Raw genomic sequence first — 20554 nt, 5'->3', positions numbered from 1 at the left:
AAAAGGTGAAATTATGAAACGTAGAGATATATTTATTTTAATAGGCGTATTGATTCTTGATTTAGGAAGTAAGGTATTAGTGCAATCAAACCTTGCGTTGCATCAACAAATTCCAATTATTGAGAATTTCTTCTATATTACTTATGCAAAAAATACAGGTGCAGCTTGGAGTTTGTTTAGTGGGCGTGTTGGAATTTTAACGCTTATCTCGCTGCTTGGTGTTGGGTTATTCGTGTACATGTATACTAAAACTCCAGAAGAAAATAAATGGGAAAGAATTTGTATTACATTAATGATCGCAGGAGCTGCAGGTAATTTATTTGACCGCTTTGTATTTGGTTATGTCCGTGACTTCTTAGATTTTATTATTTTTGGATATGACTTTCCAATATTTAACGTTGCGGATTCAGCACTGTGTATAGGTATTTTTGTGCTAATCATAATAACATTATTCAAAAAGGAGGAACCGGATGGAAAAAATTAATTATATTATTGAAGAAAATGAAGTAGGTAATCGACTTGATAAAGTATTATGTGCAAGAAGTGAGGACTTTTCTCGTGCTCGTATTCAACAACTACTTGATCAAGGTTTAATACACGTAAATGATGAAATAAAAAAGAATAACTATAAAGTTAGATGTGGTGATGAAGTTGAAATCGAAATTCCTGAAGTGAAAGAATTAGAAGCATTTCCACAAGATTTAAACTTAGATATTATTTATGAGGATGAAGACATTATTGTAATAAATAAACCGAAAGGTATGGTTGTTCATCCAGGTGCTGGAAATCCAGATCATACATTGGTAAACGGATTATTATATCATTGTAAAGATTTATCAGGTATTAATGGAGTTCTAAGACCAGGAATTGTCCATCGTATTGATAAGGATACAACTGGATGTATAGTGGCATGTAAGAATGATATGGCTCATGAAGCTATTTCAAAACAGTTATCTAATAAAACATGTACTAGAGATTATATTGCAATTGTTCATGGTGAATTACCTCATGAATATGGAACTATTGATGCACCAATAGGACGTGATTCAAGAGATAGACAAAAAATGACAGTTACTGATAAAAATGCCAGAGATGCTGTTACACATTTTAGAGTAGAAGAGAGATTTAAAGGTTTTACATTAGTTAGCTTTAAATTAGAAACGGGTAGAACACATCAAATTCGTGTTCATATGCAATATATTGGTTTTCCAATTGTAGGAGATCCAAAATATTCACTAAGAAATACAAGACAAGATACACAAGGGCAAGCTTTACATGCTCAATCCCTTACACTTGTGCATCCAAGAACACATGAAACAATGACATTTGAAGCACCTTTACCAGATTACTTTAAAGCTCTAATTGAAGAAATGAGAGGTTATTAGTATGGCAGTTGAGAGAGATTTACTCATTATGAAATTAGCTCAATATTTCGTAACGAAATATGAATATAAATTTGTAGAGATTAAGCACAATACTCATGAGATATGGCTAGGTAGTAGCATTAATGAAGAATACCCTGTAATTCGTATTTCTTTATCAACTGCATCATCTGTAATGTTTGAAAAATCTCGTTTATTAGAAACCAGTAAAGCGATATGTGATTTTTTTCATAGAAACGTTAAGTTACTTGATATTCATATTAGTGATGAACTAGTTGAAGAGAGTGAAGATGAAAACTTTGTTCAGGTTGCAATTTCAAATGAAAATGTCTCTGGAATTGATATTACCAATACATTTCCAGATTTTAAATCAATGATTTTAAAGATTAATGATAATGAAAATGAAACAAAAGAAAAAACAATACAAGCATTTAATAATTTTGATCCAAGAAATATCAAAAAAAATAATCTTAAACAATTACCATTAATTACGTATGGCATTGCAATTATATGTTTCATTATTTTTGTAATAACAAACCTCATTAGTAATTCTATTGGTGGTGATGGGTCGGCAGTTACTGCGAGTATTGTAATGGGTGGTTATTATAAGGCGTTTATTGTAGCTGGAGGAGAATTCTTTCGTTTCTTAACTGTTGGATTTGTTCATTATGATTTCTTTCACGTATTGATGAATACTGCTGCATTGATTTCATTAGGTGGTATTATTGAAAAACTATATAAGAAATGGGAATATGTTGTCATTTTATTGGGGTCAATAATTTTTGGTAGTTTATTTATTTTCGCTGCTCAAGATAATGTTGTTACAGTTGGATTAAGTGGTGGGTTATATGGATTTATGGCAGCGTTGCTAGTTTATGGGTTTGAATCTAAAGTAATTTATAATCCGGCAGTGGCACGTAGTTTCCTTTCTACTTTATTAATTAACTTGTTAATAACATTTATGCCGGGAGTTTCAATGTATGGACATATTGGTGGATTCGTAGGTGGATTGTTTATCTCGTTATTGTTAACAAAACAAAAATCATGGAAATTACTTAGACAAAATGCCTTAATAGCTTTTGTATTATTAATAGGTATTTTAGGATTCCGTTGTGTTCAAAATTATAATGTTAAACCGATGTATTTGGGAACGGATATTGCGGTATTAGATTATCTTGATTCAGTTGGGTTAAATGGATATAGTAATAGTATGAAAAATAAATTAAGTGAATTTTATGGACTTAATTTAGAAGGGAAATAAACATAATGAAAAGAGAAAACGTATTAAATTGGGACCAGTATTTTATGGGTATGGCACATTTATCGGCACTACGATCTAAAGATCCTTCTACGCAAGTAGGTGCTGTTATTGTTGATGATACTCATCGTGTTGTTAGTATTGGTTATAATGGCTTACCTCGAGGTTGTAACGATGATGAATTTCCATGGGGAAGAGAAGGTGGAATGCTTGAAAGTAAATATGCCTTTGTTGTTCATGCTGAGTTAAATGCAATTTTAAATAGTCCCCGTCCAGTTAATAACTGTGCGATTTATGTTTCCTTATTTCCATGTAATGAATGTGCAAAAGCTATAATTCAATCAGGTATTAAAAAAATTGTGTACGAGTGTGATAAATACGCGGACACAGATGCTGTAAAAGCTAGTAAAAAAATGTTGTGTGCAGCTGGTGTAGAACTTGTTCAATTACAAGAACAAATTAGCATAAATATTAAAATTAAATGAGGAATACCTATAGGTATTCCTTTAATTTTTCAGTATTCTTGAAATGTAGTTTAGCGACATTCTTTAGTTCTTCTATTCCATATCGTTTAACGAATTCAGCAGCATTTTGATCTACTTTGTCGCTTGCACCTTTTTGAAATGTCATATCATAATGTGTTTCATAATTTTTTAAACATTCAAGGAAAGCGTGTCTTGCGATTACTGATGCACAAGCTACGGCAAGATATTTATTTTCAGCTTTAGTTTCAAAATGGATATTTCTAATAATATTTGGTTCATTTTTAATGTAATTGTAATAAAGTTTTTCTGGTGTAAATTGATCGATGATTATAAAGTTGGGCAATGTTGTTTTCTTTGCTAGGTTTACGTAAGCTTGATTATGTAATTTTGCTTTAATTTGATTCATGTTGTTAGTTGCTTGAACTTGATTGTATTTTGCATTATCAAGTATTAACAAACTATATTCAACTGTCTTCATAATTTGGGGAGCGATTTGTTGGATGTAATCATCTTTTAATGCTTTTGAATCTTGGATAGCGTATTTAGCTAAAGCATCTTTATTTTTGTTAGTTACAATGCAAGCACAAACACATATTGGTCCAAAGTAATCACCTGTACCAACTTCATCACTTCCAGCCTGTGTTTTAAATGTATTTTTAATTTGAAAGGGACTTGCGTAGACTTCTGCATCACTTCCTTGAAATACAACTTTTTTAGATTCATATGCAGTAATGACACATCCTTCTACTTTTAATTGATAAAGAGCATATGGAGGAGTCTTTGAAACTATGGATTCACTAAATGTTGTTTTTAGTTTATTTATTTGCGTATCGGTTAATACAAGAGTAATTGTTGACATATCTTTTTACCTCGCGTATATCATACCATAGTATTTGCACATTCGATGATAATTAGTTATTATTATATGGATTGAGAGGTACCACAATGGAAGTAACATTTTTAGTAATTAATATTGGTATTTGTTTATTTTATGGTATCAATTTTATCTTAGGATATAAAAGAGGATTTTTATTACAATTATTAGATTTAGTAGGTTTATTAGTAATTATTTATGTGTCGTGGCTATTTTCACCTGTACTTGCAACATATTTTGCAATATGGCCAAAAGACTTGATGCCGCTACAAGCTACAATTTTTCAGGATGCAATTTACAATTACATCAATCAATTTGTGTGGTTTGTAGTAATTTTCATAGTATTGAAAATATTGTTACTCTTAATAAGACCATTAGTAAAAGTGTTACAAAATATTCCTATACTTAAGCAACTAAATGGAATAGCAGGTTCTTTATTTAGTTTTGTTTATTCTACAGTATGGATGATATTAATAGCTTTTGTTTTAACATTGCCAATTTTTCCAAAAGGAGGGCAATATGTAGAAAAATCTTGGTTACAGCCAATATTGACTTATGCTAGTACATTTGTAGAAGAAATTGAAGAGCCACTTTCAAAGAATTCATCATTAAATAAATTATTTGATGATATGAATGATTTTTCTGATAATGATCGTTTAGAATTGAAACAATGGTTTGAGGAGAATCATTTAGATGAGGTAGGTAAGTAATGAAATATGCAGGAATAGAACTTGAGACTATTAAAACACAAATAGCAAATTTTTGTGCTTTTAGTCTTGGGCGTGAAAAAATAGAAGCGCTAGAACCGAGTTTTAGTCCTTTGATTATTAGAAGAGAAAATGCTCGTATTAAAGAGGCTTTAAATTGTACAGTTAAATATTCTTCAATGCCACTATCAGGTTTAAAAGACATCACAAAAATTCTTTTGCAAGCACAAAAAGGTATGACACTTTCACCTTTGGATTTTATATCTGTAATAAATCATATAAGAGCTTGTAGAGGGATAGTTGCATATCAAACGAGTGTAGAAGAAAAATGCGAAGAATTAGAAGACTTAGTATCTTCAATAGTTATCTTTAAAAGTGTCCAAGAAAAACTTGAATCTTGTTTTGATGATTCTGGTGAAATATTGGATAGTGCGAGTCCCGAGTTAAGACAAATAAGAAGATTATTATTGAAAATAGATGGTGAAATATCGATAGAAACTAATCGTTTTATGCAAAAACATGCATCATCTATGATTGATAATATTGTAACTACTAGAAATAATCGTGTTGTGGTTCTTGTTAAAGCGGGAGATAAGAATAGTTTTGGTGGTTTTATTCATGGCGAGAGCGCATCAGGGCAAACCGCTTATGTTGAACCTAGTAGTTTTGTTGAGTTAAACAATCGTAAGCAATCTTATTTATACCAAGAGCAAGAAGAGATAGAACGTATCTGCATGGAGTGTAGTCAAGAGGTTAGTGTAATCGCAACAGATTGTTTAAATAATTTAGAGACTTGTGCTATTTTAGATGCATTATTTGCGAAGGCTTGTTGGGGAAAGAAAGAGGATGCATGTGTTGCATCACTTACTCAAGAAAAATCAATTTATTTAAAGAATACTCGTCATCCATTAATTGATCGTAAAAAAGTAGTTGAGAACACGTATCGAATCATAGAACCAAAAAAAGTATTACTTATTACAGGCCCCAATACAGGTGGTAAGACTGTTAGTTTAAAATGTTTAGGCTTAGCTGTTTTACTTACATATTGTGGAATACCAGTATGTGCAGAGGAAGCATCAATTCCTTTCTTTGATCATGTTTTTGTTGATATTGGAGATGATCAGTCAGTTGTTGAATCATTAAGTACATTTAGTGCTCATTTATCAAAGTTAGCTGATGTAAGTCAACATGCAACTGCTGATAGTTTTGTATTGTTAGATGAGCTTGGGTCGGGAACTGATCCCAAAGAGGGAGAGAGCCTTGCTATAGCTGTTTTAAACGACTTAAGAGCTAAAGGGTGCATAGTTGTTGCTACTACTCATTATGGTCGCTTAAAAGCGTATGGAAAGCGACATGATGACATATTGGTATCATCAGTACAGTTTGATGTTGAAAAGTTAGTACCAACTTATCACTTTGTTGAAGGGTTAACTGGTCAAAGTAATGCCTTTGAAATAGCTCGTCGTTTTAATATTAAGGATAGTGTTATTAAGGATGCAGAGTTTCTAAAAAATCAACAAAAAACAGAAGAAGATAAATTAATTGAAAAGCTAGAAAAACAAGTGCTTGAAAATGAGCAACTTAAAGAAAAATTACTTGTTCAACAACAAGTTCAATCAGAAATGATTCAAGCATTAACAATAGAAAAAGAAAGAATTGAAAAAGAGAAAGATAAAAGTTTAGAAAAAGCTAAACAAGCAGCAGATGACTATTTACAAATGATTAAAGAAGAAGCACAAGATATCTTAAGTGAAATGCGTGAAAAACAAGAAAATAGTAAGTATCACGAAATATTAGATATAAAGAAAAAATTAAATGTATTAGATGAAACAGAAGATGAAGAAACAGTTGACGTTAAAGAATATAAAGTTGGTCAAACTGTTGAAATCAAACAATCATCACAAATTGCTAAGATTATACAAATTAATAAAAATCAAATAACTTTAAATTTAAATGGAATTACAGTAAAATCAACAAAAGATAAGATACGACATACCCATAAACAAATTATTAAACCAAAACAAGTTTTCTCTATGAAAACAGAAAAAATACAATCATTCAAATTGGAGTGTAATCTTATTGGTATGAGAATTGAAGAAGCAATGCCTGTTTTACAAAAATATTTAGATGATGCTAAATTTAATCACATGGCTACGGTACGAATCATCCATGGAGATGGTACTGGAGCATTAAGAAAAGCAGTACAAGATTATCTTAAAAGTGATCGCGATGTTATAAGTTTCAGATTAGGTGCTCCAAGTGAAGGATCAACGGGTGCTACAGTAGTAACACTAAGAGGATAAAAATGAATAAAGATTTACAAGCTAAATTACAAAATTTACCTATGGAGCCTGGATGTTATTTAATGAAAGATGCATCTGGAACAATCATCTATGTTGGTAAAGCAAAAAAATTGAAAAATCGTGTGAATCAATATTTCGTTGGTGCACATGATTTTAAGACTACAAAAATGGTAAGTAATGTACGTGACTTTGATTTCTTTATAACAAGAACTGAAAAGGAAGCGTTACTTTTAGAGATAAATCTAATAAAGAAACATCGTCCACGTTTTAATATTATGTTTATGGATGATAAAACTTATCCGTATATCAAATTAACAAAAGAAAATTATCCCACACTAACAGTAGTAAGGGAGACTAAAAAAGATCGAAGAGCAAAATACTTTGGTCCTTTTCCTGATGCAACAGCAGCTCATCAAACTATTCGATTACTACAAACTTTATATCCTTTAAGAAAATGTAAAACAATGCCTAAAAAGGTATGCTTATATTATCACTTAGGACAATGTTTAGGACCATGTGAATATGATGTAGATCCAAATATATATCAAGAAATCGTTGAAAAAATAACACGGTTTTTAAATGGTGATAATAAAGAAATATTAGATGACTTACAGAGAAAAATGGCAGATGCAACAGAACAAATGCAATTTGAAAAAGCAATTGAATATCGTGATTTAATTCATTCAATAGAACATGTATCTAATGATAAGCAACAGGTACAAACACAAGATAAATCTAATCGTGATGTATTTAGTTATTTTGCGGATAAGGGATATTTATCTATTCAAGGCTTCTTTATTCGTCAAGGAAAATTGTTGGAACGTGAATTATCATTATCGCCTTTATATGGACAAGCAGAAGAGGAATTTATATCTTTTGTAACGCAATATTATCAGAAGCACCCATTGCCACCAGAAATTGTGTTACCAAATTTAGAGGATATTACAATACTTGAAGAGGCGTTGGAAACCAAAATTACAGTACCGAGTAAGGGTTATCGTAAAAAGTTATTAGATTTAGCTGAAAATAATGCACAAAAGCAATTAATATTGAAGTTTGAAGTTGTTGAAGCAAGAGCGGAGAATGATGAGTCGTTAATGAATCAGTTTACATTATTAGCCAAAAGGGATATACATCGTGTTGAAATATTTGATAATAGTCATATATCTGGTGCATTTACAGTTGCAGCATGTGTTGTTTATGATGATGGAAAACCAAATAAATCAGAATATCGTATTTATAAATTACACACTACAAATAGTGATGTTGATTCAATGAAAGAAGTGCTTTATAGAAGATATTATAGATTAATGATTGAAGAAGCAAGGATGCCGGACTGTATTTTGGTAGATGGTGGTCAACAACAAATAGATGCAGCTAAAACAATATTAGATTCATTGGGGCTAGATATACCATTGTTTGGTCTTGTTAAGGATGATAAGCATAATACATCTGGAATGATGAGTCGAGATGGTCAATTGAATATAATTGATAAAAATAGCCCATTTTTCTTTCTATTAACAAGAATGCAAGATGAAGTGCATCGGTTTGCGATTACATACCATCGAAAACTAAGACAAAAAGCCCAAACAAAATCAATACTTGATGAAATTGATGGAATTGGTGAAGTTAGAAAGAAAAAACTACTTAAACATTTTGGAAGTTTTAAACAGATAAAAAGCGCTACTATAGAGGAATTAACTGAAGTTTTACCTCAAGAAGTTGCAGAGAATGTTTACCTAATTTTAAAAGAGTCATAGGTAGAATATTATGATATAATACTGAAAGAGGTGAATGAGATGAAAACTAAACGTGCTATATTTGTAAGCATGATTCTCGTTATATCTATCTTATGTCTTGCTTTTATGAACGTGAATTATGATAAATTATCACGTTATCCATATAAAAATGAAGAAAATAATCGCTTAATTAGAGAACATTTAAACGACCAAGAGATAGAATATATTATTGAATACTCCATAGCGCCAGCAACATTTATTGCGTATATTCAAGAAGATGGTTTTAATATATATCATGCTGCTGAATATCGTGAGTTAAACAAATTGTTGTGGGATGAAACTCCGGCTGCAATTGTTAGAATGGTTGAGAAAACAAGGAATTATATGGATGTAATCACATTAGCAAACTACTTAGTTTATTATAAATTTGATGAGTTGTCATATTGGATAGATCATGGTGATTCATATAATTCAAACTCAATATTGGTTACTAATGCTGGTAATCCAAATGCTTATGTGGATGATATTCATACTGTTTCAATTCGTAAACCCTATAATTTACAACAAATTAATGATAATATTCCAACTTTATATGACAAATATATACAAGTAGATGCTGCATTACAAACACCTATTCAAAATTTATGTAATGCTATCCAAACTGATTTGAATTCTTTTAATTCTTGCGGTGGATTATTTGTGTCGGAAGGATATATTTCTTATGCGGATCAAGATAAGCGCTATAAAGATGCTATACAACAGTATGGAGAGAATGCTGGCAAAGTAGAATTTATGCCAGGACATAGTGAACATCAATTAGGTTTAGCTGTCGATTTTTGTTTAAGAGGACTTGCTAACTCAGAATTTGATAAAACTGAGCAATATAAATGGTTATTGGAAAATGCATATTTATATGGATTTGTTCAATCATACAAAGTAGAGAATGCATATCTAACTAATAAAAGTGAGCAAAGCTATCATTTCCGGTATGTTGGAGATGAGTTAGCACGATATTTACATGATAATAACTTATCTTTAGGAGAAGTAATAGCAAATTAAAAGAGAACGTAAGTTCTCTTTAGTCTTTATGATTAAGAATATGAAGGAAGAATAGGGCGGATATTAAGAAGCTAAGTTCCGCTTTTTTCTTTTTAAAGTAATATTGCATTAAATCTTTTTTATTCTTTGTCATAACTAAATTGTCTTGTACTTGATTGGTTGTTTCTATAACTTCATCAACGGTACTTAGTAAACTTTTACATCCTAAGAATAATCGTACTAAATAGAAAATTGTTATTACAATAGTTATAATTAGAACTCCAATTACTATAGGACTGATATATGTTTTATATAAATCTATAATGTTATTCATATTGCACCTCTAAATGTATTATAGCAAATAAGATGGTAATTGATAAGTTATAGTTGATAAATTCTTGATTTCTAGTAAAATTATAAATGCATTATTAAAAGAGGTTTGTGTTTTATGAAAATAATAGTAGTTAGTGATAATCATGGAAGAATAGAACCATTAAAAGAAGTTCAACTGGTGCATCAAGATGCAGCAGCTTTTATACATTGTGGAGACAGTGAGTTACCAATAGATTATCTAGCAGGATTTGCGGCAGTTCGTGGCAATAATGATTTTTATGGAGATTTACCAGAGTCAAAAATTATAGAACTTGGAAGTCATAGAATTCTTATAGCTCATGGTCATCGTCTAATGTTTTTAGATAACCGTGAATTACTAATAAATAAAGCTAAGAGTTGCAATTGCGATATTGTATGTTTTGGTCATACCCATGTATTTGAAACAAGAGTAGTTGATGGTATATATTTGGTTAATCCAGGATCTATATCAAGAAATCGTGATGGTAGTATTCCGTCATATGCAATTATAAATATAGAGGATGATAAAATAGATATTGAACGAAAAGACTACAAATTAGGTTGCAAATTGTAGCCAGCTTTGTTATTATAATATAGCAGTGTCCTCGTAGCTCAGTTGGATAGAGCATACGCCTTCTAAGCGTACGGTCGAAGGTTCGAATCCTTTCGAGGACGCCAGTAGTTAAATCAGCCCATTAAATGGGGCTTTTTTTTCATGAAAAAACGGATTTGATATGATTTTATTTTCTAGACTTTATTTTTAATGTGTGCAGTTGGCAATGTTTAAAGGTTTTTTATATAACTAACCTAGAAATTCTTGATACGATTCTGATATGTTTTTAATTTATTGGCACAATTCAGAGATTTTTGAGTTAAAAAGTGTCAGTTTAACTTTTAGATAATGGTATAATATTAACAAACTTGAAAGGAGTTAATATATGAATTATGAAACACAAATTGAAATGTTAATTTGCTCAGATAACAAGCACGCATATAACGCATTGAAAGAATTGTTATTAATATGTGAACATAGTAATGATTTATATATGTATTTTGACAAGTTTGTTGATATGATGAACAATAAAGAAAATTCTTTTATTCGCACAAGAGGATTACGATTGATTGCCTATAATGCAAAATGGGATAAGGACAATAAGGTGAATTCCATTATTGAAAAATGGCTAGAACATATTGAAGATGAAAAGCCAATTACAGCAAGACAATGTATTCAAGATGTGATTGTGATTGCTAAATATAAACCAGAACTAATAGATATTATTCTTAATACGCTAGAAAGTTTTAACCGAATATATGACGATAGTATGCAGAAATTAATTTATAAAGATAGGCAAAGAGCGATTAAAATAATTCTCCAATATACTAGGTAAAATTTCAATTTAGCATATTAATGAATTGAAAAATCACTTCTTAAGCCAGCTATTAGGCTAGAGAAGTGATTTTAACGTTATTGAGTACATTAAGTATCTCTTTCTTTTTACATGGAAACAAGTTACCATAGAAATTTCAACCATTTGTTTAGAGTGACCTAGTCGCTCTGCAGTGGTGAATATGTCAACTTCTGAATTAATCAACATTGGTACATGTGTAGCTATTCAATAATTGTATATGAATAATAATACATGGGCAGATGGTATATAAATAGTTATTTTGATATAATGAGCATATATTGGGAGAATAATATGAAGATTGCTCTTGTAGAAGATAGTAAAGAATATTCAACTTTGTTAATAAATGCATTAGTGAATAGAAATATTGGGATAAATATCGAGTGTTTTGAAGACAACTCAATGTTTTGATTTAATTATTTTAGATATTGAATTACCAGGTATTGATGGCATCAAAATATCAAAATCAATGAAAGTTAAGAATACTAAAATCATATTTTTAACATCTATTTCAGATAGAGTATTTGAAGCGTTTGGAGAAAAAGTGTTAGGTTATTTACTTAAGGGAAATGATATTCAAAAAACAACTGATGATTTGATAAATTTTATAGAGCGAACAAAGGAGGTAAAAACTATTCATTTAGTTACTGAAGTAGGTGAGGTTGATGTTGAATTACTCAATATCTTGAAGGTTTCTAAGGAAAACAGGAAAATATATATATCAACAAACAAAAATAAGATTCAAATTTATCAAAATACTTTATCAAATATATATGATAAATCATATGGATATTTAATATATATTAATAAATCAACAATGATTAATATACTTCGCTTGGTATCATTCTCAGATAATTTGATACTTCTTGAAAATGGTATTAAAGATACAATTAGTCGAGATTATCTACATAGCTTTAAGAAAGAATACTTAAAAAGAGTGGCGATATGATGGAAATTCTATTTAGTATACTGGATTATGTTGAAATTTTCTTATTCTTTTATTTTGTTAACAAATCAAGGAGTAGGAAAATTTATATAACAATTCCATTAATACTTTTGTTTGGAATATTAAATTATATCATTTCAAATATGTCAAACTTATATGCTTTTAATATTGAATTCTTACTATTTATAATAGACATTATAATGATCTATTTATGCTTTAAAATGATGACCTCTAATGAAATTATCTTAATATTTTTGTTAAATGTGATATCTATTATTGGAGCAGTTGGAATACTATTGTTGGCACAATATATTGAAATAATTCAATTTGACTTCGTTACTTACGCCATTACTATTCATGTAGTAAGATTTATTACATTTTATTTATTTGCAAAATATGTAAAAAAATTCATTGAAAAGTATGGTGTTAAATCAATGAGCAAGATGTTTTATATTATGCTACCATTGTTGATTTTGATGTTATTACTACTACAAGGGTACTATATATTTGGAAGTAATGACTATTATAATATTATTCTTGTTTCCTCGATGATTGTTGGATTGAGTATTTTCATAATTGTAAAGAAACAATATATCACTGAAATAGAAAATGATAAGCTAAAAATGATTACTAAAATTGTTGAATATACGAATGAACAGCATACTTCACAACTAGAAAAAGCTAAGGAAATAAGAAAAATAAAGCATGATATGATTAGTAATTTAGGAACAGTTGAATGCTTAATAAAAGCGGATAAAACCAAAGAATCAATAGCATTTATATCTAAAATTATTGGAGAAATATCTGTTATAGATACTACAATATTTACTGAATATCAGTATTTAAACGCTTTACTTAATTTCAAAAAGAATTCACAAAAAGATATTTATTTTGACTATCAATTGAGACACTTCAAATAAATCAAGATATTGAATTCGATTGTTGTACTATAATTTCTAATTTGCTAGATAATTCTATTGATGAGTTGAAACGTAATCATAATAACAGACAAAATATCACTCTAAAGATTAAAGATGTGAATAATAATATAATAATCAGTGTAGTGAATGATATTAAGCAACACAAGAATTTGGTTACTGAGAAAATGAATCCTGGTGAACATGGAATTGGATTAACAATAGTAGATACAATCGTTAAAAAATATAATGGTGAAATTGTGATTGAGCAAGATTTACAATTCAAAGTATCACTTTTTCTAAGAAAACCATACGAGATAGACAACGAAAAGACGTGATAGACAACGGATATTGAAATTCGTTGTTTTTTTATTTATCTTGTAAGTAGGTAATGGAATGGGAATGATAGAAAGTTTAGGAACAAAGATCGGTAAGTATTTTTTTAATAAAGGATATAGAGATGAAGTAGATGTTGATGCAGTTTGATATTACATTGAGGTATTCTTCAATGAATATCTTCAATGGATCCTCTACATCCATCATGCATAAAAATTATCGATGTGTAACTTAATATCCTATTTATTACATTTTAGTGGATTATTGTTTTATAAATACCTATCAATTAATTTCCAAATCTCTATATTTTTCGTTTTTATACTTATGGATTAAAGAACCAGTATATTTAATAGAACAAATTGAATTTAAGTTTAATGATAAACAAACGAATAAGCTGAGAGTGACTCTCAATATATTGTTAATAGTGATTATATTGTATAGAAATAGTCAGTATTTGGATTGACATACAATTGCAAAGTATTGGAAACAATTGAAAAGAATTCGGTAGTTATAATAATTTCAATATTGCTGTAAAAGAATAAAATATAGAAAATTAAAATAAAAGTCACATATGTTCGAAATGAAACAGCAGCAAGAAAACAACTACTGCTGATTTGGAGGAAAATGAAAAATAATGACAAGAGAAGGCGAGGAGAGGTAGTGAAGTTTAATCTATTAACATCAATACTAGGATATTTTCGATTTCATAGCAATATCTATTCAAAAGTCTTAGCACTTATTTTAGTGTTTATTTCAATATACTTATTTATGAATTTGAACAGTATAGGGAATCTGGTATCAAACGTTTCCAATGTTACGTTAATTAAGTGTGATTATACGGTATCTGCGACTAATTGTGAAGATTTGAGTTTAAATAAAGAGTCTGTAAGAAATGTTTTGCAAGACCTGGATAGTAGCTATGTAATTAATTTTTATCCTTTGATTGATCAAGAAATCCACAAATTACCATTGGATTCAATAGAGATAATCATGATAAATACACAAGGAGATTATGCTAAAATAGCAATTTATAATGATGGTAAAAATTCAGTGATTTTGAATAGGAAAAATTATTTAGCAGTTGTTTTCAAACCTAAACAAGTATCAGATTTGTTTTATAAATATTTTAAGTAGCTGTATCTATCAAATGTTAATTAAAAAAATTTAAAATACTAAAATGTTAGTGATGGATGTATTACTATATAGATAATCATTTATGTTTTTATTTGTAATGTGTAATTATAAACAAAATAAATAATGCATATTCATTGAAAAGTAATTTGATAAAGCTAATAATATATTTTATATGGAGGATTAAATATGAAATATCAAGATGTTATCCCAGAACAAGCACAGAATACAATTCTATGTACTGTAAATTTTAAAAATGATGTAGATACTAATGAAGTTTTAGAAGTGTTTAAAGATTTTTGTGGTAGACTTCATCCAACACTTAATAGTATGAAAATAAGGTTTCCTTTTGATAATTTTAAATTTGTAATGGGTATTGGTTCTAATGCATGGGGTAGATTATTTCCAAATAGTGAAAAACCAAAAGATCTAAAACAGTTTAATGATATAAAAGGAAAGAACAAAACAGCGGTTAGTACAGATGGTGATTTATTCTTTCATATAAGTGCAGATAAAATGGATGTATGTTATGAAATGATGCTTATTATACATAAATTATTAAAAAATGTAATAGATTCTGTTGATGAAACTCATGGCTTCCGTTTTCGTGATGGTAGAGCTATATTTGGATTTGTTGATGGAACAGAGAATCCCGATATAGAAGAAGCCAAAGAAGTTGTTTATATTGATAATCATGAAGACCCTTACTTTGGAGGTACATATGTTATGGCTCAAAAGTATATTTTTGACTTGGATCTATGGGATTCATTATCTGTTGAAAAACAAGAATTAGTTGTTGGTAGATATAAAGATACAGATTTGGAATTATCTGAAGATAAAAAGCCTAGTAATGCACACACTGAAATTTCTAAGGCGCATGATGTTTTGGGAGAGGAAGTGAAAATTATGAGAGCTAATATTGCTTTTGCAGAAGCTTCTAAAAGCATATTTGGAAGTTATTTCTTAGGATATTCAAAAGACTTTTCTATTACTCTTCAAATGTTGAAACACATGTTTGAGGGGAAGGATAATAATGAATATGATAGTATTTTAGATTATTTTAATCCTATAACAGGTAATTTGTTTTTTGTACCAAGTTTTGAACAAATAGATAAAATCGCATCTGGCGATATTCACTAATAAACATACAATTTATATAAAATCAGTTAAAATTGTTACCACTTAGACAATAAAACAACGGGTTAGACAATGAGTCTTGTAATTCGTTGTTTTATTTTGTATTTTAAAGATGATATTATAATGTGATTTTCAAATAAAACTTACCATTTATCACGCTTAAATGGCATATTATCACAAAGCTATTGTTTATTTAAAATCATGGTGATAAAAATAAGTAAAAAGTTAAACGAGACTGGAGATACTATGAAAAAAATTATAATGCTAGCTCTTACACTAATCTTTATCAGTGGATGTAACGTTAATAGAAATGTGATTGAATCTAAGAAAACAACTACCAGTATTCCATTTGATAATCTTTCTATACTAGTTGACGAATTTAAACAGAATACAAAAAGTATTGATTTAAATTATTATGATTTGGATAATAAGAGGCATTTCTCATTATTTGAAGATGAGTTCAAAATAACTTTGAATTTAGATTTGCCAAAGTCTTTAAAAGTAAAGAAACCAAGCATTATAGAATATAAAAATCAAGAATATATAAGTCTAACCATAAGCTATCTGCCAAAAGATTGTAAAGATGATAAATGTTCAGAATTATTTTATGGTTGGGATATTTACCCGATAGATTTTAACGATACTAATGTTCAAATTAATAGTTTAGATAGTCCTTCTATACAAAATGATTACTTTGTTATACCATTTGAAGCTAAGAATCCAAAATTAGATGCTACTAGTTTAAAAGAATACACAGATTTAAAAAACCAAGCAAAGATGAATATATTGAGACTAGTTTGGTTTAGATAATATTATGAAAGGTGTGTCAATTATGAAATATATAATTAAGCATAAATATTTTATTTTCATTTTTTTGATTATTATTTCTGTTCTTTTCTATTTGTCAAAATCAATTAACTTAGAAGAAGGATTTGAAGGATCATCAAATGTTATTGTGATTAAAAACTATGTTGATGAAGCAGCGAATAAAAAATCCGAATCAATATATTTAAAAGAAGAGGATATTGAAAGGCTATCAAATTTACTTGAAGATAAATCATTGTATTATTTATATGAAACAACTGAAGGGTATTTCTTTCCTTATTACCCAATCACATTTTATGATTTTTATATTTCAAATGACAACAATGTCATCCAAAGATTAGAAGTAGTTGAAAATGGAAGAATATTTTGTAACGATTCTGATTATTATTCATTTGATAGAGCAGAGATATTTAAAGTAATAGATGATTTTTACAATTCATTAAACTACAAATAAAATATTAATTAAATTATACCTGGTATGTAATATGTAAGATATTAGCAATTACAACGAGGTTTTTTAATGACTTTAAGAGTTTTCAATATTATTAATTGTATTATAAGTTGTAAAAGAATAAAATAAGCTAGATAAGTTGAATAACTTAGCAATAAGAGGAGAAATATAATGAGCAATTATATGATATATTTTAGTCCAACAAAATCAACGGAGAAAATTGTTAAAATTATTAGTAAAGAATTTGTAGTAACAAATGAAATAGATTTAAGTAAACATGATTGTAAAAATGATTATAGTTTTGGTGAAGAAGATTTATGCATTATTGGAGTACCATCATATGGAGGTAGAGTTCCATCGATTGCTTTAAAACGTATGGAAAAATTTATAGGTAATAGTACAAAAGTAATTCTTGTGGTTTCATATGGAAATAGAGCGTATGATGATACACTAAAAGAATTACAAGATTTTGTAAAAGAGAAGGGATTTGTTTGTGTAGGTGCAGTTGCAGCAGTCGCAGAACATTCGATTATGCATAAATTCGCAACCAATAGACCTGATGATGAAGATAAGTTACAATTACTAGATTTCTCTAAGCAGTTAAAATCAAGGATTGGCGAAGAAAAGTATAAAATTATTTCGCTTCTAGGAAATTATCCTTATAGAGAATATAAAGGTATTCCATTAAAGCCACATACAACGAATAAATGTACAAGTTGTCGATTATGCGCTCAATTATGTCCCGTGGGTGCTATTTCTTCTGAAAATCCTAGAAAATTACATAAAGATGAATGCATAACTTGTATGAGATGTATAACTATTTGCCCAACTAAAGCAAAAAAACTAAATTCATTATTAGTACAAGTTGCTTCAAAACAGATAGAAAAGACTTGTACAGATAGAAAACATAATGAAATATTTATTTGACTATTTGAAATGGTAATGAATAAAACACATTTTTTTGACAATTATATGGATAAAACTCTTTTGAAAAGGTGAAGTTATTTTTAAATGTTCTTAAATGTTACATAAAATATTTATTTAAAAATCAGTATTATTTAATGTTTTTTGTAAGTTGTGGTACAATATAACCGTCAAAAGGAAACTAATATGAAAATAAATAGAATTAGAAAACCATTATTACTTCTTTTTATATGCCTTATTTTTGTATCTTTATGCAACCCACTAAGTGCTGAAAATACAAGTTTCTCTAAGGTAGAAAGATCTACAATAACTGTAGCTATTTTGACTGAAGAAGGTAATAATACAGATGCCTTAAACGATGATTATATTACAGGATATACTCATGAATACTTAACAAAATTGGAACAGTTTTCGCCTGTTCATTTTGAATTTATTTATTATAATTCGGTTGATGCAGAAATTTTAGATGTTTTAAATAAAGTAAAAGAAGGCGAAATTGATTTAATTGGTGGGATGCTTAAAAATAGTGGATTCGATGAGGGTTACCTGTATAGTGACTTTTCTTATGGACATGTAAGCACCTCGTTATTAGCATTATCTAATAATGATGATATGAATCAACGTGTATTATTAAAAAATGAAAAAACTAAGATTGGTATAATTAGTACTTCTTTAAATCAAAGAAAATATCTAGATGAGTATTGTTCTAAGAATAAGATTACTCCAGAAATAGTTGAATATGCTACTTATAAAGAAACAAAAAATGCTTTGGTTGATGGTGAAGTTGATTTGATTATTGGACGTGACACGACAAAATCAACAACATTTAAAGTCGTTGATAATTTGGTTAAAACTCCATATTATTTCGTATCTGCTGAGAGTAAAACAAGTGTTATGGAAATTATTAACGATGCAATGAGTGAATTAAATATAATTGACCCTAATTTTGTGGATAGTTTATATCAAAAATACTACTCAACTCCAAATTTATCTACATCACTAACAATGGAAGAGAAACAATTAGTGAATGAATTACGTGTGTTACGTGTAGGGGTAATTCCAAATAACTATCCGCTACAATACTTTGATACATCAACTAATGAATATAAAGGTATTCTAATTGATATTATGAATTTAATTAGTGAAAATACTGGATTAAAGATTGAATATGTGGAAATGGATGATTTAGGAAGTATTAAAGAAGACTTTGAATATGGTATTATTGATATGATTTTAGGTGTTCCTATAAAATATTCAAGTGGATTAAAAAATGGATACTTATTAACATCATCTATTGTACAATTGCCTATAGTTAGAATATCAAATGGATTTGTATCTAAAAGTAACGTTATTGCAATGTCAGGATATTTAAATTTGAATCATACATTTGAAGTGAATTATGAAGATAAAGATTTATTTAATAAAGTCTCTAGTGGCGTTTATAAAGAGGCATATATTGATGGGTATCGTGCACAATATTATTCATCATATTATCCTAATGTTAATATTATACCTTCAATTTATGATAATTATGATTTAGCGATAGGACTATACAACAAACAAGATTATCGAATTATGAATATACTTGAACAAGGAATTAGTGGTATCAGTCAACATCGTATTAATGATATTATTTATAATAATGTACTTGATAAAGAAAAGTATACGTTAATAGATTATTTCAAACAAAATCCAATGGAATCTATTGCGTTAGTTTTATTAATTTCATTTGCGATTGTAGGTACATTGCTTGTATTCTTATATAAATCAAATCAAATGAAAAAAGAGTTGCATAAAGAAAGAAAAAAATATGAATGTTTAGCTCAATATGATCAGCTAACAGGAGTTTATAATCAACAAACATTCAAAGAAATTGTTCAGTCTTATATAGATAAAAAATCAAGTGGTGCAATTATTTCTATGGATCTAGATAACTTTAAAATTATAAATGATACACAAGGACATTTTGAAGGTGATAGATTATTAGAAGAATTTGGTAAGTTGTTGAATAGCTGTTTTAGTAGTTTCGTCTCAGGTCGACTTGGCGGAGATGAATTCATGGTTTATTTGGATTCTATTAGAAGCGAAGAAGAAATTTTGAAATTATGTGAAAACTTTATAAAAAATCTAGATACAATTGAGAAAGAATACAAGTTGACAATCAGTATAGGAGTACTCATATTTGATAAAGTTATAGACTTTGATGATTTGTATTACAATGTTGATGGTATTTTATATGAAGTAAAAGAGTGTGGAAGAAATAATATAAAGATTAAAAAACTTAATTAATAAATTTATATTAACCTTGTTACGGACAATTAATGCCATAATAAGGTTTTTATTA

21 protein-coding genes and 1 tRNA gene are annotated in these 20554 nt (G+C 28.7%); 20 read left to right on the top strand and 2 right to left on the bottom strand.

All coding sequences use genetic code 11. From position 1 onward, the window contains the following. The first annotated feature begins 13 nt into the window (after nucleotides 1-13). The 4 genes from lspA to RR430_RS00275 are packed head-to-tail and all read left to right on the top strand — an operon-like array spanning nucleotide 14 to nucleotide 3125. Nucleotides 14-484, top strand: a complete 471-nt coding sequence (gene lspA, locus RR430_RS00290) for a signal peptidase II (RefSeq protein ID WP_332486779.1) — start codon at nucleotides 14-16, stop codon at nucleotides 482-484. Continuing rightward, on the top strand, nucleotides 471-1385 hold the full coding sequence (locus tag RR430_RS00285; RefSeq protein ID WP_332486780.1) for an RluA family pseudouridine synthase: 915 nt from the start codon (nucleotides 471-473) through the stop codon (nucleotides 1383-1385). The genes lspA and RR430_RS00285 overlap by 14 nt, the downstream gene beginning before the upstream one ends. Before the next feature lies 1 nt (nucleotide 1386). After that, a complete protein-coding gene (locus tag RR430_RS00280; protein ID WP_332486782.1) occupies nucleotides 1387-2643 on the top strand; it encodes a rhomboid family intramembrane serine protease in 1257 nt (418 codons plus the stop codon). A 5-nt stretch (nucleotides 2644-2648) separates the two neighbouring features. Continuing rightward, nucleotides 2649-3125: a deoxycytidylate deaminase gene (locus RR430_RS00275; protein ID WP_332486784.1), complete on the top strand. Its 477-nt coding sequence runs from the start codon at nucleotides 2649-2651 to the stop codon at nucleotides 3123-3125. 7 nt (nucleotides 3126-3132) lie between these two features. On the opposite strand, the gene rnhC is transcribed toward RR430_RS00275, so the two are convergent. Next, complete coding sequence (gene rnhC / locus RR430_RS00270; RefSeq protein WP_332486785.1) at nucleotides 3133-3984, bottom strand: ribonuclease HIII; 852 nt, start codon at nucleotides 3982-3984, stop codon at nucleotides 3133-3135. Nucleotides 3985-4070: 86 nt separating this feature from the next. Here rnhC and RR430_RS00265 point away from each other — a divergent pair, with 86 nt between their 5' ends. From RR430_RS00265 to RR430_RS00250, 4 genes are read left to right on the top strand one after another with little or no spacing between them, the layout of a single operon-like run. Then, entirely contained in the window at nucleotides 4071-4709 is a 639-nt protein-coding gene (locus tag RR430_RS00265; protein WP_332486787.1) for a CvpA family protein, read from the top strand. After that, nucleotides 4709-7009 carry an endonuclease MutS2 gene (locus RR430_RS00260; protein ID WP_332486788.1) on the top strand — a complete coding sequence of 767 codons (2301 nt, stop codon included), beginning with the start codon at nucleotides 4709-4711 and terminating at the stop codon, nucleotides 7007-7009. The genes RR430_RS00265 and RR430_RS00260 overlap by 1 nt, the downstream gene beginning before the upstream one ends. 2 nt (nucleotides 7010-7011) lie before the next feature. After that, on the top strand, nucleotides 7012-8769 hold the full coding sequence (gene uvrC / locus RR430_RS00255) for an excinuclease ABC subunit UvrC (protein ID WP_332486789.1): 1758 nt from the start codon (nucleotides 7012-7014) through the stop codon (nucleotides 8767-8769). Nucleotides 8770-8808: 39 nt separating this feature from the next. Beyond that, the gene (locus RR430_RS00250; protein WP_332486790.1) at nucleotides 8809-9807 is read left to right on the top strand and encodes a M15 family metallopeptidase; all 999 of its coding nucleotides are present in this window, start codon (nucleotides 8809-8811) and stop codon (nucleotides 9805-9807) included. A 19-nt stretch (nucleotides 9808-9826) separates the two neighbouring features. Here RR430_RS00250 and RR430_RS00245 read toward each other — a convergent pair whose 3' ends face one another. Then, a complete protein-coding gene (locus tag RR430_RS00245) occupies nucleotides 9827-10120 on the bottom strand; it encodes a hypothetical protein (RefSeq protein WP_332486792.1) in 294 nt (97 codons plus the stop codon). A gap of 114 nt (nucleotides 10121-10234) precedes the next feature. Between RR430_RS00245 and RR430_RS00240 the strand changes: the two genes are divergently transcribed. From RR430_RS00240 to RR430_RS00185, 12 genes are all read left to right on the top strand, one after another. After that, complete coding sequence (locus RR430_RS00240) at nucleotides 10235-10711, top strand: metallophosphoesterase (RefSeq protein WP_332486794.1); 477 nt, start codon at nucleotides 10235-10237, stop codon at nucleotides 10709-10711. A gap of 27 nt (nucleotides 10712-10738) precedes the next feature. Next, a tRNA-Arg gene (locus tag RR430_RS00235) sits at nucleotides 10739-10815 on the top strand. 260 nt (nucleotides 10816-11075) lie between these two features. After that, nucleotides 11076-11525: a hypothetical protein gene (locus tag RR430_RS00230; RefSeq protein WP_332508529.1), complete on the top strand. Its 450-nt coding sequence runs from the start codon at nucleotides 11076-11078 to the stop codon at nucleotides 11523-11525. A gap of 406 nt (nucleotides 11526-11931) precedes the next feature. After that, complete coding sequence (locus RR430_RS00225; RefSeq protein ID WP_332508527.1) at nucleotides 11932-12492, top strand: LytR/AlgR family response regulator transcription factor; 561 nt, start codon at nucleotides 11932-11934, stop codon at nucleotides 12490-12492. Beyond that, nucleotides 12492-13409 (top strand): hypothetical protein, encoded by a 918-nt coding sequence (locus RR430_RS00220; protein ID WP_332508524.1) that lies wholly within the window; start codon nucleotides 12492-12494, stop codon nucleotides 13407-13409. Before RR430_RS00225 ends, RR430_RS00220 begins: the two co-directional genes overlap by 1 nt. Continuing rightward, entirely contained in the window at nucleotides 13391-13744 is a 354-nt protein-coding gene (locus tag RR430_RS00215; protein WP_332508532.1) for a GHKL domain-containing protein, read from the top strand. The genes RR430_RS00220 and RR430_RS00215 overlap by 19 nt, the downstream gene beginning before the upstream one ends. Before the next feature lie 622 nt (nucleotides 13745-14366). After that, nucleotides 14367-14876 (top strand): hypothetical protein, encoded by a 510-nt coding sequence (locus RR430_RS00210; RefSeq protein ID WP_332508522.1) that lies wholly within the window; start codon nucleotides 14367-14369, stop codon nucleotides 14874-14876. Between the two features lie 186 nt (nucleotides 14877-15062). Then, nucleotides 15063-16013 carry a Dyp-type peroxidase gene (locus RR430_RS00205; RefSeq protein ID WP_332508520.1) on the top strand — a complete coding sequence of 317 codons (951 nt, stop codon included), beginning with the start codon at nucleotides 15063-15065 and terminating at the stop codon, nucleotides 16011-16013. Nucleotides 16014-16256: 243 nt separating this feature from the next. Next, nucleotides 16257-16820, top strand: coding sequence for a hypothetical protein (locus tag RR430_RS00200; protein WP_332508518.1), 564 nt, complete (start codon nucleotides 16257-16259; stop codon nucleotides 16818-16820). Between the two features lie 22 nt (nucleotides 16821-16842). After that, on the top strand, nucleotides 16843-17289 hold the full coding sequence (locus RR430_RS00195; protein ID WP_332508516.1) for a hypothetical protein: 447 nt from the start codon (nucleotides 16843-16845) through the stop codon (nucleotides 17287-17289). Between the two features lie 168 nt (nucleotides 17290-17457). Then, nucleotides 17458-18213, top strand: coding sequence for an EFR1 family ferrodoxin (locus RR430_RS00190; RefSeq protein WP_332508514.1), 756 nt, complete (start codon nucleotides 17458-17460; stop codon nucleotides 18211-18213). Between the two features lie 183 nt (nucleotides 18214-18396). After that, nucleotides 18397-20499: a transporter substrate-binding domain-containing diguanylate cyclase gene (locus tag RR430_RS00185; protein ID WP_332508512.1), complete on the top strand. Its 2103-nt coding sequence runs from the start codon at nucleotides 18397-18399 to the stop codon at nucleotides 20497-20499. The last annotated feature ends 55 nt before the right edge of the window (nucleotides 20500-20554 follow it).

This window comes from Anaerorhabdus sp., from assembly GCF_036641015.1.
In the GTDB taxonomy this organism is placed as follows: Bacteria; Bacillota_I; Bacilli_A; order Erysipelotrichales; family Erysipelotrichaceae; genus Anaerorhabdus.
Note: the sequence above shows the minus strand (reverse complement) of the source record. Positions and strands in the feature narration are given on the sequence as shown.